Origin of the sequence: Pandoraea cepalis (assembly GCF_902459665.1) — a bacterium.
GTDB classification, from domain to species: domain Bacteria; phylum Pseudomonadota; class Gammaproteobacteria; order Burkholderiales; family Burkholderiaceae; genus Pandoraea; species Pandoraea cepalis.
Genome location: NZ_CABPSL010000005.1, coordinates 110335 through 126134, shown reverse-complemented (window position 1 = coordinate 126134; position 15800 = coordinate 110335). Strand labels below are relative to the sequence as shown.

Genomic DNA, 15800 nt, shown 5'->3' with positions numbered 1-15800 from the left:
TCGCGGTTAAAATCGATGAATTAGCTATTGTAACGTCATGACCGATTTCACTCCCGCGCCCAGCGGCGGTGCCGCGCGCAACGCCGACCCCGGCCATTCCAGCGAAGCGTGCACGTCCGGCAACGCGCATCCCGGATTCGCCGGTGCGTTGTGTGCCCGCGAGCACACGCTTGCGCTCCTGCGCCTGTGCGATCCGTATGAGAAGGCGCACGGCGTGACAGCACTTCGCGACGCAGTGCGAGACGGCCGCGCGCGCTGGCACCCCGAGCGTCGCTTCGAGGTGGCCGAGCCGGCGACGCCGACGCGCGCGGGGGAGGCCGGCATTCCCGGTCGGCCCGCCGCGCCTCGGCTGGTGTCGCCGCGCGAGTTGAAGCACCGCGCCGCGACGTCCGTCGAGGGCCGCGCCGCCTTGCTGCACGCGCTCACCCACATCGAATTCAACGCGATCAATCTTGCGCTCGACGCCCTGTGGCGCTTCAACGGCCTGCCCACCGGTTATTACGACGACTGGCTTCAGGTCGCGGCGGAGGAGGCGTATCACTTCTCTCTGCTTGCCCAGCATTTGGAGACGCTCGGTGAGCCTTACCGCTACGGCTATTTCCCGGCGCACGATGGCTTATGGGAGATGGCGCGCAGGACGTCCGGCGACTGGCTGGCTCGCCTCGCGCTGGTGCCCCGCACCCTGGAGGCGCGCGGGCTCGACGCCAGCCCACCGATCAAGGCCAAGCTGGCGAGCGCGGGCGATGCCGCCGGGGCCGCCATTCTCGATATCATCCTGCGCGACGAGATCGGGCATGTCGCCATCGGGAACCGTTGGTATCGCTGGGGCTGCGAGCGCGCCGGATGCGATCCCATCGAGACCTATGCCCGGCTCGCGGCGCAATATGGTGCGCCGCGTCTGCGCGGGCCGTTCAACCTGGAGGCCCGCCGGGCGGCGGGCTTCGACGACGACGAACTGGCCGCGCTGCAGGCGCTCGCGTAACGGCGCGGCCGATTCGTCATTTTTGACGCTGATAGACTCGGCGTTCCTCAATCGTTTCGATCTTCACTTTCTGCCTGCGCCATGACCGATTCGCGATCCGAATTTCTGACGGTGCGCGGCCTGCGCCACCATGTCCGGCAGTGGGGCGCGCCCGGTGCGCCGAAGCTGTTCGCGCTGCACGGCTGGATGGACGTGTCGGCGTCGTTCCAGTTCGTCGCGCAAACGCTGGCGCAGCGCTGGCATGTGCTCGCCCCGGACTGGCGCGGCTTCGGCCTCACCGACTGGCCGGTGGCGCAAGGCCGCTGCGGCAGCTACTGGTTTCCAGACTACCTCGCCGATCTCGACGCCCTGCTCGACGTCTACACGGAGCCCGGCGAAGCGGTCCGCCTGATTGGCCACAGCATGGGCGGCAACGTCGCGTGCCTGTATGCCGGGGTGCGGCCCTCGCGGGTTCGGCGTCTCGTGAATCTGGAGGGCTTCGGTCTGCCGCCGTCGCAGCCGATCGCGGCGATCCGTCAGCTCGGCCGTTGGCTCGACGATTTGCAGCATGCGCCGACGTTGCGTCCTTATGCCACGCTCGACGCGGTGGTGGCGCGGCTGCGCAAGACCAATCCGCGCCTCACGCAGGCGCGGGCGGACTGGCTGGCACAACGATGGGCACGCCAGGACGCCGATGGACAATGGCATTTGCTTGCCGATGCGGCGCACAAGATTGCCAATCCCTACCCGTACCGGCTCGATGAAGCGATGGCGGTATGGGGCAACGTGAGCGCGCCCGTCCTGCATGTGGAAGCCACGGACTCGGACGTGCTGCGACATTTCGTCGGGGCGCAGGGCACGGCGGCGTTCCGGGAGCGCTTCGAGGTCTTTCCGAATTTGACGGAGGCTTTCGTGGAGGATGCCGGTCATATGCTGCATCACGACCAACCCGACGTCGTGGCCCGGTTGATTGACGACTTCTGCCGGGAGTGAGGCCGCGGGTCACTCGCGCCGCGGGCACTTGAGCGGTAGAATGAGGGCGTCACAACCACGTCATACGGCGGTGCCGGGCGGACGCGATATGTCATCCCCCCCGGCGGCTCATCATGCTTAACGCGGATCTTCATTGTCATTCCCGAGTGTCCGACGGCACGCTAGCGCCGTCGGAGGTGGCGCAGGTGGCGTTTGAGGCCGGTGTCGACCTCTGGTCGCTGACCGACCACGACGAGATCGGTGGCCAGCGCGAAGCGCGCGCGGCGGCCGAAGCGCTCGGCATGGGGTACGTGAGCGGTGTGGAAATCTCCATTACGTGGGCCAACCGCACGGTGCATATCGTCGGGCTGAATCTCGATCCCGATAATCCCGCGCTGATCGATGGACTGGCGGCCACGCGCGGTGGCCGGGCGTTGCGAGCCCAGCAGATGAGCGAGCAATTGGCGGCCGCGGGCATTCCGCACGCCTACGAGGGTGCGCTGCGTTTCGTCGGGAATCCCGATCTGATTTCGCGTACGCACTTCGCCCGATATCTCGTGGCAATCGGCAAATGCACGTCGGTTTCCGACGTGTTTTCGAAATATCTCGCGGAGGGGCGGCCGGGTTATGTGCCGCACCGCTGGGCCACGCTGGAGAATGCCGTGAGCTGGATCCGCGGGGCGGGGGGCATTGCCGTCGTGGCACACCCGGGACGCTACAAATTCACGCCGCTCGAATTCGGGGTACTGTTCGATCAGTTCCGCGAACTGGGCGGAGAGGCCATCGAAGTGGTGACCGGCAGCCATACGCCGGATCAGTACCGCGAGTATGCCGACGTCGCGCGCCGCTACGATTTTCTGGCGTCGCGTGGCTCGGATTTCCATGGACCGACCGAGAGCCGTGCGCTGCTCGGCAAGCTGCCTGCGCTGCCCGACGATCTCACCCCGGTCTGGAGCCGCTGGCAGTAACTTTTCGACGCTATGTCGCAATTCTTCCAGATCCATCCGGAAAATCCGCAGTCACGACTCATCAAGCAGGCCGCCCAGATCATCGATAAGGGCGGCATCGTGGCGTTGCCGACCGACTCCAGCTACGCGATCGCCTGTCATATCGACGACCGGCAGGCCGTTGAACGCCTGCGTCGTATTCGCGGTCTCGACGACAAGCAACTGCTCTCGCTCCTGGTCCGCGATCTGTCGGAGCTGGCCGAGTTCGCCATGGTGGATAACCGGCAATACCGGTTGATCAAGGCGACGACGCCGGGGCCCTACGTGTTCATTCTCGAAGCGACGAAGGAGGTGCCGCGCCGGCTCTCGCATCCGTCGCGAAAGACGATCGGTCTGCGGGTGCCGGATCATGCCATCACGCTGGCGCTGCTCGAGGCGCTGGGGCAGCCGTTGCTCGCCACCACCCTGATTCTGCCGGGCGAAAGCGAGCCGCTGAACGACCCCGACGAGATTCGTGAGCGCCTGGAAAAGCAACTGGATCTGGTGATCGACGGCGGGGCCTGTCCTAAAGAACCGTCCACGGTGGTCGACCTGACGGTGACGCCGCCCGAGGTGCTGCGTCGCGGTCGCGGCTCGCTGGCGCCGTTCGGCCTGTCGTGAACGGGCGCGTGTCGCCCGACTTGCAATACGCGGTAATACTGGCGCGCAGGTCGGCTTGCTACAATACGCGGCTATGAATGCAGACCTGATCCAGACCGTTGCGGTCTACGCGCTCCCCGTCCTCTTCGCGATTACGCTGCATGAGGCCGCGCACGGCTATGTCGCAAAGTATTTTGGCGACCCCACGGCCTATCTGATGGGGCGCGTGACGCTCAATCCCCTCAAGCACATTGATCCGATCGGCACGGTGCTCGTGCCGCTTGCCCTCTACTTCATGACGAGCGGGGCGTTTCTGTTCGGCTATGCCAAGCCAGTGCCGGTGGCGTTCGGCAGCCTGCGCAATCCGCGCGTCGATACGATCTGGGTGGCGCTGGCCGGTCCGTTGTGCAACTTCGTCCAGGCAATACTGTGGGCTGTGTTCGGTGTGGGGCTGCAAATCGCCGGCGTTCACGAGCCGTTCTTCATGATGATGGCGCAGGCCGGTCTCCTGGTGAACCTCGTGATGTGCATGTTCAACCTGTTTCCGGTACCGCCGCTCGATGGCGGCCGCGTGCTCGTGTCGCTGCTGCCGGCGCGCGCAGCCTATCGCCTCTCCCGCGTCGAGCCCTATGGGTTCTTCATCGTGATGGCCCTGGTGGTGAGCGGTGTGCTCGGCCGTGTCTGGCTGTGGCCGCTGATTCAGTGGGGGCGTGACTTCATCGTCTGGATGCTCACGCCGCTGTTGTCGCTGATTTCCTGAAGTTTTTGCAGAACATAACGAGACCATGTATCCCGAACGCGTTTTCTCCGGCATGCGACCGACCGGTCGTCTCCACCTCGGCCATTATCATGGCGTGCTCAAGAACTGGATTCAGCTTCAGTCGGAATACCCGTGCTACTTCTGTGTGGTCGACTGGCACGCGCTCACCACGCACTACGAGACGCCGGAAGTCATCGAACAGAACGTATGGGACGTGCTGATCGACTGGCTTGCCGCAGGGATCGATCCGAATCAGGCCACGCTCTTCATCCAGAGCAAGGTGCCCGAGCATGCCGAGCTGGCGCTGCTCATCGGCATGAGCACGCCGCTGGGCTGGCTCGAGCGCGTGCCGACGTACAAGGAACAGATCGAGAAGCTCAGGGAGAAGGATCTCTCGACATACGGCTTCCTCGGGTATCCGGTGCTGATGGCGGCCGACATTCTGCTCTACCGCGCGCTGCACGTGCCGGTGGGGGAGGACCAGGTGCCGCACGTCGAAATGACGCGCGAAATTGCGCGCCGCTTCAATTATCTCTACGGCCGTGAAACCGGCTTCGAGGAAAAGGCGCTGGCCGCCGCACGCAAGCTTGGCGGCAAGCGCGCGAAGCTGTATCTCGAGCTCCGTACGGCGTACCAGGAGCAGGGCGACGACGAAGCGCTGGAACAGGCACGCGCGATGCTCTCCGAGTCGCAGTCGCTGTCCATGGGCGACCGCGAGCGACTCTTCGGCTATCTCGAAGGCGCACGCAAGCTGATTCTGGTCGAGCCGCAGGCGCTGCTCACGCCGGCGTCGCGCATGCCGGGACTCGACGGCCAGAAGATGTCGAAGTCGTATAACAACACCATTGGCTTGCGCGAAGACGCGGAATCGATCACCAAGAAGGTGCGCACGATGCCGACCGATCCCGCGCGCGTGCGTCGAACCGATCCGGGCGACCCGGAGAAGTGTCCGGTGTGGCAACTGCATCAGGTCTATTGCGACAACGACACGCGCGACTGGGTGCAGAAGGGCTGCCGCAGCGCAGGGATCGGGTGTATCGAGTGCAAGCAGCCGGTCATCGAAGGCATTCTGCGCGAGCAGCAACCGATGCTCGAACGCGCCCAGAAGTACGTCGACGATCCATCGCTGCTGCGCGCCATCGTGGCCGATGGATGTGAGAAGGCGCGACGGTCGGCGCAGGAGATCATGCGCGACGTGCGTGAAGCGATGGGGCTGCAATATTCATGACGAAGGCGCTCGCTCCCGGCGTGTTGCACGGCGGTAGTGCGCACGGTACTGGCGCGCCGTCGCCGTGGCTGGTGCGCTGGGCGCATCTGATGCCGTCGGGCGGCCGCGCACTCGATCTGGCCTGCGGTCAAGGACGCCACGCGCGTTGGCTCGCGTCTCGCGGCATGCATGTCATCGCCGTGGATCGCGACGAGGCGGCGCTTGCCACGATGTCAATGCTGACGAACGTGACGGCGCTGACGGCCGACCTGGAAGGCGCGCCGTGGCCGTTGGCCGAGGGCGAGCGCTTCGATGCCGTCATCGTGACGAACTATTTGCATCGACCGCTCTTCTCGCGTATCGCGGCCAGTGTCGCGCCGGGCGGCGTGCTGATTTACGAAACCTTTGCGCAGGGAAACGAACGGTACGGAAAGCCGTCCAATCCGCAGTTTCTGTTGGCTCCCGGTGAATTGTTCGACGTGGCGCGCGAGGCCGGCTTGCGTGTGGCGGGGTTCGAGGATGTCACGTTGGCGGCGCCGCGTGCGGCGTGCGTGCAGCGCGTGTGCGCCACGCGTGCCGCCCCCGGGGAAAACCCCGGCAATGCCGCCCTGTACGAGCCGGCGGCGGAATCCGCTACAATCCACCCTTATCGCTGAATTGTTCGATCAACCATGACTACCCAAACTCCGATGCAAGGCAGTATCGTCGCGATCGTCACCCCGATGGCAGAGGACGGCAGCCTTGACCGTGAAGCACTGCGCAACCTGATCAACTGGCACGCCGACGAAGGCACCGACGGCATCGTGATCGTCGGCACGTCGGGCGAATCGCCGACGGTCAACGTCGAGGAGCACTGCGAACTCATCGAGATCGCCGTGCAGCAAGCCGCACAAGCCGGCGAGTCGCGCGGTCGCAAACTGCCGGTGATTGCCGGCACGGGCGGCAACTCGACGGCGGAAGCCATCGAACTTACGAAACATGCAAAGCAGGTGGGCGCCGACGCGTCGCTGCAGGTCGTGCCGTACTACAACAAGCCCACGCAGGAAGGCCAGTACCAGCACTTCCGCGCCATTGCCGAAGCCGTCGAGCTGCCGGTCATTCTTTATAATGTGCCCGGCCGCACCGTGGCGGATGCCAGCAACGACACGCTGCTGCGCCTGGCGCAAGTGCCTGGCATCGTTGGCGTGAAAGACGCCACGGGCAATCTGGATCGCGGCATCGACCTGATCCGGCGTGCCCCGAAGAGCTTCGCCGTGTACAGCGGCGACGACCTGACGGCTGTTGCGCTCATGCTCATGGGCGGTCAGGGTAATATCTCGGTCACTGCCAACGTGGCACCGCGTGCGATGCACGAGTTGTGCGTGGCTGCGCTGGCCGGCAATGTGGCCAAGGCGCGGGAACTGCAATTCCAGTTGTTCGAACTGCACCGCGCCATGTTCGTCGAAGCCAATCCGATCCCCGTGAAGTGGGCGCTGCAACAGATGGGCATGATCGCGTCGGGCATCCGCCTGCCGCTCACGCCGCTGGCGCAGCCTTACCACGATACGGTGCTTGGTGCCCTCAAGTCGGCCAACATCGCCGTTGTCTAACCGGTCGTTCCGGCACCCGGGTTCGATTGCCCACCCCTTTTTTTGCGACTCATGAAACGAATCGTCAGTAATTCCGTAGCTCGTCCCGTGCTGGCATGGGCCGCTATTGCCTCGTTGGCCCTCGTCGCCGGATGCAGTTCGCTCTCGAGCGCCTTGTCCTCCGACAAGGTCGATTACAAGAGCTCGAAGACCGGCCCCTCGCTCGACGTCCCGCCGGATCTGACGAACGTCCAGGCGACCGACCGGAAGTACGTGTCGCCGGCCGGCATCGCCACGCTGTCGACCTACGAGAACCAGCAGAAGGTCGTCGCGGCCAACCCGACGGACACGGTGCTGCCGGCGGTGCCCGGTATGAAGGTCGTGCGCGACGGCAACGAGCGCTGGCTGGTGATTCAGAAGGCACCGAGCGACCTGTGGCCGACGTTGCGTGAATTCTGGCAAGAGAACGGCTTTGTGCTGACGATCGATTCGCCGGACACGGGCGTGATGGAAACCGATTGGGCGGAAAACCGCGCCAAGCTGAATCAGGACATCATCCGCGATCTGCTCGGCAAGGTGCTGGATGGTCTGTATTCGACCGGCGAACGTGACCGCTTCCGCACTCGCGTCGAGCGTGATCCGAACGGTGGCACGGACATCTACATCACGCACCGTCGCATGGTGGAAGTGTTCACGAACGCGCAGAAGGACACGACCAAGTGGGAACCGGCGCCGAACGATCCAGGTCTCGAGGCGATCTTCCTGACCAAGCTGATGCAGCGCTTCGGCGTGCAGGCCGATCAAGCCCAGGCGCAAGTCGAAGGCGCCAAGGCGGGCGGCCCGTCGAGCCAGATCGTGAAGACGGCGGATGCGGCGTATCTCGACATCAACGAGCCGTTCGATCGGGCCTGGCGCCGTGTCGGTGTCGCGCTCGACCGCGGTAACTTCACCGTGGACGATCGCGACCGCGCGAAGGGCATTTACTTCGTGAGCTACGTGGATCCGGCATCGCTGGCGAAGGACAACGGTTTCTTCTACAGCTTGTTCCATGCGAAGGAAGTGCAGGACAGCAAGAAGGCCAAAAAGCTTAGCGTGAACGTGCAGGGGCGCGGCGATAGCCAGACTCGTGTGCAGGTGCTCGACGATAAGGGTAACGTCGATAACTCGCAGATCGCACAGACGATCATCAGTGTGATCGGCAACCAACTCCGTTAAGGCGGGGCGTGCGGTTCGCCAGTCTTGGCAGTGGCAGCGAAGGCAATGCCCTGCTGGTGGAGGCGTCGGAAGGCGCCTCCACGACACGCATTCTCCTCGATTGCGGTTTCTCGATGCGGGAGGTCGAGCGGCGCCTGACGGCACGCGCGATCGACGTGGCGTCGCTCGACGCCATTGTCATCACCCACGAGCATGCCGACCACATCGGCAGCGCACTTTCCCTCACTCGCAAGTACCGGATTCCCCTCATCATGAGCTGGGGAACGGGGCAGGCCGTCAAAGTTCACGCCACGCTCAAGGGCGAGGGCGACGCGGCCCTCGTGCGCTGGTGCCGCGCCGATGAGCGGCTCGCCGTGGGCGCTATCGAGCTTCATCCTTACACGGTGCCTCACGACGCGCGCGAGCCGCTGCAGTTCGTGTTTTCCGACGGCGCACGCCGTTTGGGTGTGCTCACGGATGCGGGGTGCGCGACGGCGCATCTGGTCGCGGCACTGGGTGGCTGCGATGCGCTGGTGCTCGAATGCAACCACGACCGAGACATGCTGGCGAACAGCAAGTATCCGGCATCGCTCAAGGCGCGCATTGGCGGCACCTATGGCCATCTGGCGAACGACGCGGCGGCGGAGATTCTGGGAGCGATCGACCGGAGGAAGCTGCAGCGCGTGATCGGTGCGCATTTGAGCGAGCAGAACAATACGCCCGAGCTGGCGATGGCGGCGATGTCGTCAGTCATCGGCTCGGCGGGCACCGAGATCCTCGTGGCGACGCAGGCGGGGGGCTTCGATTGGCTGACGTGCTAGCGATACAGGACGTGCCTTGATGCAGGCAGGGTGCCTGCGTTGAGCGCGAAGCGTTGCGACAAACAAAAAAGCCGGTCTTTCGACCGGCTTTTTTCTCAACTGCCTTGCGGCAGCGAGCGCTTACTTGCTGGCAGCAGCGTCAGCAGCCGAAGCAACGGCATCAGCAGCAGCACCGGCAGCCGAAGCAGCCGAGTCAGCAGCAGCGCCGACAGCCGAAGCAGCCGAAGCAGCCGAATCAGCAACAGCAGCGGCAGCAGCCGAAGCCGTGTCAGCGGCCGGTGCAGCGGCTTCTTCCTTCTTGCCGCAGGCGGTCAGGGCGATAGCCAACAACGAAGCGACGAGGAGAGACTTCTTCATGATCACGTCCTTTTATGGTAGAAGACAAGCGAATGAATATTAATTACGGTAATACGCTCTTGCCAGCGCAAAGCCGATTGCGAGACATTGGCAATTGAGGATTACCCTTGGTCATGCAAGCTGCTTGGCGAGAAATTATATTGGGTTTTCCCCAACCCGTCACGTCAATCTCGCGTCATTTCTCCGCTTTTTTCCTTACGGCGCGCAACTTTAGCGGGGTCTTCCGGTCACTTTCCACCTGCAGCCACCCGGAAGCATACCAATCGTACAGAATTTCGACGATTTCTTGGTCTTTTTGCCCCAAATTCGCACATTCGCCTGCATTTAACTGACGACGGTCAGCGAGGCGCCGCAAGGTCGCGCGCGCATCGACAGGGACGTCGAGCGGCTCGCCGTTGACGTAATATCGGTTGCGTCGATACAACAATTGCGTCTTGGGCGAGAGGGTCAAGCCGCGCGCGGCCGCTTCGCGCACGAATCTTGTTGCCGAAAGCGGGGTTTCCGGCGGATCGAAAAACACATGCGACTTGGGCTCACTCAGCCAACGCCCAAGGAAATCCTCGACCTCTTTTTGTCCCCAACGCACTTTTTCGAGCTGCGCCACAAGCGTCTCGATCATGGCATCGGGTAGCGCAGCCGGATGTTTGACGGCCGATTGTCCCGGGTCGGCGTAACGGCCCGCAAAATGGCGGGCGAACGGTAGTGCGGGCGCGTTTTCCGCGAGGTAGTACAGAAAGTTCTGAAGCATTTCCTGCTCCAGCGGCGCGCGAAAGCCGATTGAGTAGGTCATGCACTCGCCTTGCGCTACGCCATCGTGCGCATAGCCCGGCGGCAGATACAGCATGTCGCCCGGTTCCAGTACCCACTCCTCTTCGGCCTCGAAGTGCTTCAGGATGCGCAACGGCACGCCATCGAGCCACGTGGTGTCGCGCTGCGGTCCGATACGCCAGCGTCGCTTGCCATGCGCCTGCAGCAAAAAAACGTCGTAGGAATCGAGGTGCGGGCCGACGCCGCCGCCGTCGGTGGCGTAGCTGATCATTACGTCGTCCAGACGCGCGTCGGGAACGAAGCGAAACTGTTGCATGAGCGCGTCGACCGCCGGCGAGTGGAGATTCGCCCCCTGTACGAGCAGCGTCCATTGCTTGCGACTCAACGGGGGCAGATCATCGGCATCGAACGGCCCATGTTCGAGTTGCCAACGTTTGCGGGCATGGCTGATCAATCGGGATTCAACGTCGTCCCGCGCCGCCAGCGCGAACAGCGCGTCGCGCGAGAGCGGCGCCGTGAAGCCGGGAATGGCCTGGCGGATGAGGAGCGGGCGCTTGTGCCAGTAGCGCTTCATGAATGCGTCCGGCGCGAGGCCGCCGAGCAGAGGCGAGGGGGTGCGGGATGTCGTCATGGGTGGATCAATGCATCAAGAGAGGGCTGCGCCACGCACGCCGTTGTACGATTCAAGGTGGCGTCGGGTTGCGCGCGGGGCGATGTCATGCAGCTGCGCGTATAATGCGGGCTGTTTTTCGGAGAGTTTGATGAAGATCGAAAAGAATACCGTCGTCTCGGTGACTTACAAGTTGTCGGACGCTCAGGGCAACCTGATCGAAGAAAGCGGCGCCGAGCCGATGGTTTACCTGCACGGCGGATATGATGGCACGTTCCCCAAGATCGAGGAAGCGCTCGACGGGCAGGACGTGGGCTATGAAACGCAACTGCAACTGGAACCGTCCGACGCGTTCGGCGACTACGATCCCGAGATGATCAAGATCGAGGCGCGTGGTCGTTTTCCGGATCCGCTCGAAGTCGGCATGCAGTTCGAAGGCTCGCCGGAAGATGGCGACGAGGAGGCCGACACGCTGATCTACACGGTGACCGACGTTGCCGAAGACAAGGTCGTGCTCGATGGCAATCACCCGCTCGCGGGCATGGCACTGCGTTTCGAGCTGAAGGTGGCCGACGTGCGTCAGGCGACGGAAGAAGAAATCGAGCACCAGCACGCCCATGGCGCGTCGGGGCTTGAAGTTGTCGACGAAGACGAAGATCAGGACGACGCGCCCACGCTGCATTGAGGCTGACGCGTCGCGCTGCCCGCCGCCGCCGGATGGCGTACGGCCGGGCAAGTGACGCAAGACGCACGCGCCGTACGCGGGCTTTCGCCGAATCAGGCGCATTGCGACATGCAATGCGCCTGATTCGGCGTTTGCGTTTTCAGGCGAGCATTCAGTTGCCGCGCCCGGGGGCGCGCGTCCCCGTGTTCGGATGGATCGCCGGCCCGATGGGCATGACCCCTTGATTGGGATCCGACGCGGCCGGGCCCAGGTCGTTCGACATACCGGACGACGGGTAGAGTGCCGAATAGGGCGCTGCATAGGGCATTGCGTGGGGCAAGCTGCCGGGCGTCGGCGCTGCCGCACCGGCGGGGGTTCCGCTGGGCGCCGATGTTGCGCCGCCGCGCGGGGTGTTAGGTACCGCGGCGCCATTGGACGGTAGTGTCACCCCCTCGAAACGGAAGAGCGGCGACGCGCCCGGATCGACCTGCACGCGCACCCATCGATTCGCGGTCGGCGAGCCGTAGGTGCTCAGTTGGGTGAACGACTTCACCGGTGCGCCGTGGGCATCGCGCAGCGGTTGCACGTGACGCATTGTCTTGCCGCTGTCGATGAGCAGCACCGGTCCTTTGAAGCGATTCGTGAGCCGTAGCAACTGCATCCGGAATTCCTTGAAGCCGTCGACGCCGTGGCGTCCCACGCGATCCGAGAAAAGACTTCCCAGCCCTGCGCGTCGCGCCGGTTCGAACGCGGGATCGGCCTGCGCAATGATGACCATGCCGACCGCCTCCTTCTGCTTCGCGTAGACGAGCGCATGCTGCAGCCAGACGCGTGTCGCCACGGCCCGATCCTCGAACTCGCCGTTACGTCCCCCCGCCGAGCGGTAATTGTTGTTGTTGCCGGGCAGATTCAGGCCGACGAATACCACGCCGTTATAGAACCATCGCACATTTTCGTGATACTGGCGAAAGCGTGCCATGTCGCTTTGACGCGTGAGATCGAGTGGCGCGTGACCCACGGGGCCGGGGCCGAGCAACGCATCGTCGCTGAACGCTTGATCGCGCAGGAAGTCGAGCCGCTCCACGGGGTTGTAGCCGCCCTCAGTGGCGCGCTGGCAATCGGCCCAGTCGTTCGCCCCAGGTACGTAGATGAGCGGCTTGGGCGAACTGGCGAGAAGTCTCAGACGCTGCGTGACGAGTTCGTCGCGACACGACTCTGTCACGCTTTTGAGATTGCCCGCATGGACGACGAACACGGCCTGACTGTCACCAATGCTCGCGAGCACGTTGCGCACCACCGGCACCTCCGTGTTGCCGAAGGGGGTGTTGCCCAGCACCGCGAATTCGAACGGTGGCGGCTTGCGCGGGCCTTTGGCGCCGGGCTTTGCCGCTGTCTTCCCCCTGGACGTCGTGGCCATCCTGGCGTTTGCCGATGCGGCCGTCGTCGGTGCGGTGCCCGTGACGAGCGCGAACGCGAGCGCCAAGAGGCACACGGCGCGCAGGCCGTGGCTTGTGTGACGAGGGGCGCGCAGGCGAGGCAGGCTCGGCATGAGGGGCGACGTCAGTGCTTGCGGCCGTCCATCAGGCCGCGCAGTTCATACAGCAGGTCGAGCGCTTCGCGCGGGCGCAACTCGTCGGGATCGATCTGCGACAGACGTGCCAACGTCGCCTCGGCGGCGGGATCGAGGGCGGCGGCACTGTGCGTCGAGCCACGGCTGCCCTGCGTCGCGAGCGGGCCGTTCGACGCGCTATCCAAGGCGTCCTCCGACGGGTCATCGACGCCGGCATCGACCGGCGCTCGTGGCGCAAACAGATCGAGTTGTGGGGCGGCCGGATCGAGCGCCTGCTGTTCGAGTAACGCGAGATGCTTGCGCGCCGCGCGAATGACTGGCATCGGCACCCCGGCAAGTTGCGCGACCTGCAATCCGTAGCTCTGACTGGCTGGACCGTCCTGCACCGCGTGCAGAAACACAATCCCTTCGCCGTGCTCCACGGCGGACAGATGCACGTTCGCGCATTGCGCAAACTCGTCGGGCAGTTGCGTCAGTTCGAAGTAGTGGGTGGCGAACAGCGTGTAGCTGCGATTGTGCCCAAGCAGATGCCGCGCAATCGCCCAGGCCAGCGCGAGACCGTCGAACGTTGACGTGCCGCGCCCGATCTCGTCCATCAGTACCAGACTCTGGTCGGTCGCCGTGTGCAGAATCGCAGCCGACTCGGTCATCTCGACCATGAACGTCGAACGTCCGCCCGCGAGGTCGTCCGACGCGCCAATTCGCGTAAAGATGGCGTCGAGCGGGCCAAGTCGCACCGCCTCGGCGGGCACGTAGCCGCCGACGTAAGCGAGCAGGGCGATGAGGGCGGTCTGACGCATGAAGGTCGACTTGCCGCCCATGTTCGGGCCGGTGATGAGCAGCAGGCGGCGCGCGTCGCCCAGCGAGCAGTCGTTAGCGATGAAGCGCTCCACTTGTCGTTCGACGACCGGGTGGCGACCCTGGCGAATGTCGACCACGCGATCCTCCACCAGCTCGGGCTTGACCCAGCCGAGCGTTTCGGCACGCTCGGCCAGCGCGGCGAGAACGTCCAACTGGGCGAGCGCCTGCGCGATGCGCTTGAACTCGGTGATATGCGGCAGCAGGGCTTGCATCAGCGCGTCGTACAGCAGTTTCTCCCGCGCGAGCGAGCGCTCCTGCGCGGACAAGGCCTTGTCCTCGAACGTCTTGAGCTCCGGCGTAATGTAGCGCTCGGCATTTTTTAGCGTCTGGCGGCGGCGATAGTCGTCGGGCACCTTGTCGGTCTGGCCGCGTGTGACTTCGATGTAGAAGCCATGCACCTTGTTGAACTCGACCCGCAAATTGTTGATGCCGGTGCGCGCACGCTCGCGCGTTTCCAGATCGATGAGGAACTGGCCGCAGTTCTCCGAGATATCGCGCAGTTCGTCGAGATCGGCATCGTGACCGCGCGCGATGACGCCGCCGTCGCGCAGCATGGCCGCCGGTTCTTCGGCGATGGCGCCCGTGAGCATGGCCAGCGCAGCCTCGGGAATCGCGAGGTCTTCGTGCAGCATCGCAAGCAGCGGCGAACGCGCTTCGACGGCACGCAGCGTGGTGTGCAGTTCGGGCAGGCGGCGCAACGCGTCGCGCAGACTCGATAAATCGCGTGGCCGCGCGGTGAGCAGCGCCAGGCGGGCCGTGATTCGCTCGACGTCCGCCACATGCCGCAATTCGCTGTTCAGCGCGCGCCACGTACCCGGGCCTTCGAGCAGCGTCGCAATGGCCAGTTGGCGCGACTGCGGCACCTGCTGATCGCGCATCGGATGATGCAGCCAGTGGCGCATCAGCCGGCTGCCCATCGTGGTGCCGCAAGTATCGAGCAGCGAGAGCAGCGTGGGCGATTCGGTGCCCCGCAGCGTTTCGGTGAGTTCCAGGTTGCGCCGCGTGGCCGCGTCGAGGCCAATATAGGCGGCTTCCCGCTCCACGTTCAGACTTTGCACATGGCGCAAGGACTGGCCCTGCGTGGCCGCTGCGTACTGCAGCAATGCGCCGGCTGCGCCGAGCGCCGGGTTCAGGCCGTCGCAGCCGAAGGCCGTCAGGCTCGCGACACCCAGTTGATCGCGCAGGCGTTGCGTGCCGGCGGCCGTGTCGAAGTGCCAGTCGGGCACGCGCGTCGTGGTGCCGAGGGAGAAGCCCTCGAAGGCTTCGAGGGCGCTGTCGGGCACCAGCGTCTCGGCCGGGCGGATGCGCTCCAGCTCGCGCGGCAGCTTGTCAGCGGCGACTTCCATCAGGCGCAGCTCGCCACTGGCGAGCGAGAGCCAGGCGAGGCCGGCGACGCGTTCGCTGGCGCGTCGCGCCGGCGGCATGTGTACGGCCAGCAGATACTGGTCGACCTTGTCGCTGAGCAAGGCGGCGTCGGTCAGCGTGCCGGGCGTGACGATGCGCACGACCTTGCGCTCGACCGGCCCCTTGGCGGTGGCGGGATCGCCGATCTGCTCGCAGATGGCCACCGACTCGCCGAGCTTGACGAGCTTGCCGAGGTATTGCTCCACGGCGTGATGCGGCACACCGGCCATGCGAATCGGTTGTCCGCCCGACTGGCCCCGCGCGGTGAGCGTCAGGTCGAGCAGTCGTGCCGCTTTGGCTGCGTCGTCGTGGAACAGCTCGTAGAAATCGCCCATGCGATAGAAGACGAGCATGTTCGGATGGTCGGCCTTGATGCGCGTGTACTGCTGCATCATCGGCGTCATCGGTGCAGCGGCGGCGGGGGTGGCTTGGGCTTGGGTGCTCGTCATGAATTCGGTCGGGTCGGGCAGATCGGGTCACGAGGGGGGCGGGGAGAC

General features: G+C 64.7%; 15 protein-coding genes. 11 read left to right on the top strand and 4 right to left on the bottom strand.

Translation table 11 applies throughout. The features are described from left to right. The first annotated feature begins 37 nt into the window (after positions 1-37). The 10 genes from PCE31106_RS09060 (at position 38) to PCE31106_RS09015 (ending at position 9069) form a co-directional block, all read left to right on the top strand. Positions 38-982 carry a ferritin-like domain-containing protein gene (locus tag PCE31106_RS09060; RefSeq protein ID WP_150563058.1) on the top strand — a complete coding sequence of 315 codons (945 nt, stop codon included), beginning with the start codon at positions 38-40 and terminating at the stop codon, positions 980-982. A gap of 81 nt (positions 983-1063) precedes the next feature. Beyond that, entirely contained in the window at positions 1064-1954 is an 891-nt protein-coding gene (locus PCE31106_RS09055) for an alpha/beta fold hydrolase (protein ID WP_150563057.1), read from the top strand. 113 nt (positions 1955-2067) lie between these two features. Beyond that, positions 2068-2901: a 3',5'-nucleoside bisphosphate phosphatase gene (locus PCE31106_RS09050; protein ID WP_026131773.1), complete on the top strand. Its 834-nt coding sequence runs from the start codon at positions 2068-2070 to the stop codon at positions 2899-2901. A gap of 12 nt (positions 2902-2913) precedes the next feature. Continuing rightward, positions 2914-3540: an L-threonylcarbamoyladenylate synthase gene (locus PCE31106_RS09045; RefSeq protein ID WP_017232995.1), complete on the top strand. Its 627-nt coding sequence runs from the start codon at positions 2914-2916 to the stop codon at positions 3538-3540. Positions 3541-3613: 73 nt separating this feature from the next. Beyond that, positions 3614-4279, top strand: coding sequence for a site-2 protease family protein (locus tag PCE31106_RS09040; RefSeq protein ID WP_017232996.1), 666 nt, complete (start codon positions 3614-3616; stop codon positions 4277-4279). Positions 4280-4304: 25 nt separating this feature from the next. Then, positions 4305-5507, top strand: a complete 1203-nt coding sequence (locus PCE31106_RS09035) for a tryptophan--tRNA ligase (protein WP_150551440.1) — start codon at positions 4305-4307, stop codon at positions 5505-5507. Next, positions 5504-6142 (top strand): class I SAM-dependent methyltransferase, encoded by a 639-nt coding sequence (locus PCE31106_RS09030; protein WP_150563056.1) that lies wholly within the window; start codon positions 5504-5506, stop codon positions 6140-6142. The genes PCE31106_RS09035 and PCE31106_RS09030 overlap by 4 nt, the downstream gene beginning before the upstream one ends. Before the next feature lie 15 nt (positions 6143-6157). Continuing rightward, entirely contained in the window at positions 6158-7075 is a 918-nt protein-coding gene (gene dapA / locus PCE31106_RS09025; RefSeq protein ID WP_150551442.1) for a 4-hydroxy-tetrahydrodipicolinate synthase, read from the top strand. Between the two features lie 51 nt (positions 7076-7126). Next, complete coding sequence (gene bamC, locus PCE31106_RS09020; protein WP_150563055.1) at positions 7127-8269, top strand: NlpB/DapX family lipoprotein; 1143 nt, start codon at positions 7127-7129, stop codon at positions 8267-8269. Between the two features lie 8 nt (positions 8270-8277). After that, positions 8278-9069, top strand: a complete 792-nt coding sequence (locus PCE31106_RS09015; RefSeq protein WP_017233001.1) for an MBL fold metallo-hydrolase — start codon at positions 8278-8280, stop codon at positions 9067-9069. Positions 9070-9189: 120 nt separating this feature from the next. Here the strand turns inward: PCE31106_RS09015 and PCE31106_RS09010 are convergent, their stop codons facing one another. Both PCE31106_RS09010 and PCE31106_RS09005 read right to left on the bottom strand, forming a co-directional pair. Continuing rightward, on the bottom strand, positions 9190-9426 hold the full coding sequence (locus PCE31106_RS09010; RefSeq protein WP_083902237.1) for a hypothetical protein: 237 nt from the start codon (positions 9424-9426) through the stop codon (positions 9190-9192). Between the two features lie 175 nt (positions 9427-9601). Further along, entirely contained in the window at positions 9602-10825 is a 1224-nt protein-coding gene (locus tag PCE31106_RS09005; protein WP_150563054.1) for a ribosomal protein uL16 3-hydroxylase, read from the bottom strand. 130 nt (positions 10826-10955) lie between these two features. Here PCE31106_RS09005 and PCE31106_RS09000 point away from each other — a divergent pair, with 130 nt between their 5' ends. Continuing rightward, entirely contained in the window at positions 10956-11489 is a 534-nt protein-coding gene (locus PCE31106_RS09000) for an FKBP-type peptidyl-prolyl cis-trans isomerase (protein ID WP_017233004.1), read from the top strand. 151 nt (positions 11490-11640) lie between these two features. Here the strand turns inward: PCE31106_RS09000 and PCE31106_RS08995 are convergent, their stop codons facing one another. Both PCE31106_RS08995 and mutS read right to left on the bottom strand, forming a co-directional pair. Next, complete coding sequence (locus tag PCE31106_RS08995) at positions 11641-13017, bottom strand: hypothetical protein (RefSeq protein ID WP_150563053.1); 1377 nt, start codon at positions 13015-13017, stop codon at positions 11641-11643. 11 nt (positions 13018-13028) lie between these two features. Beyond that, complete coding sequence (gene mutS / locus PCE31106_RS08990; RefSeq protein WP_150563052.1) at positions 13029-15752, bottom strand: DNA mismatch repair protein MutS; 2724 nt, start codon at positions 15750-15752, stop codon at positions 13029-13031. Positions 15753-15800 lie beyond the last annotated feature (48 nt).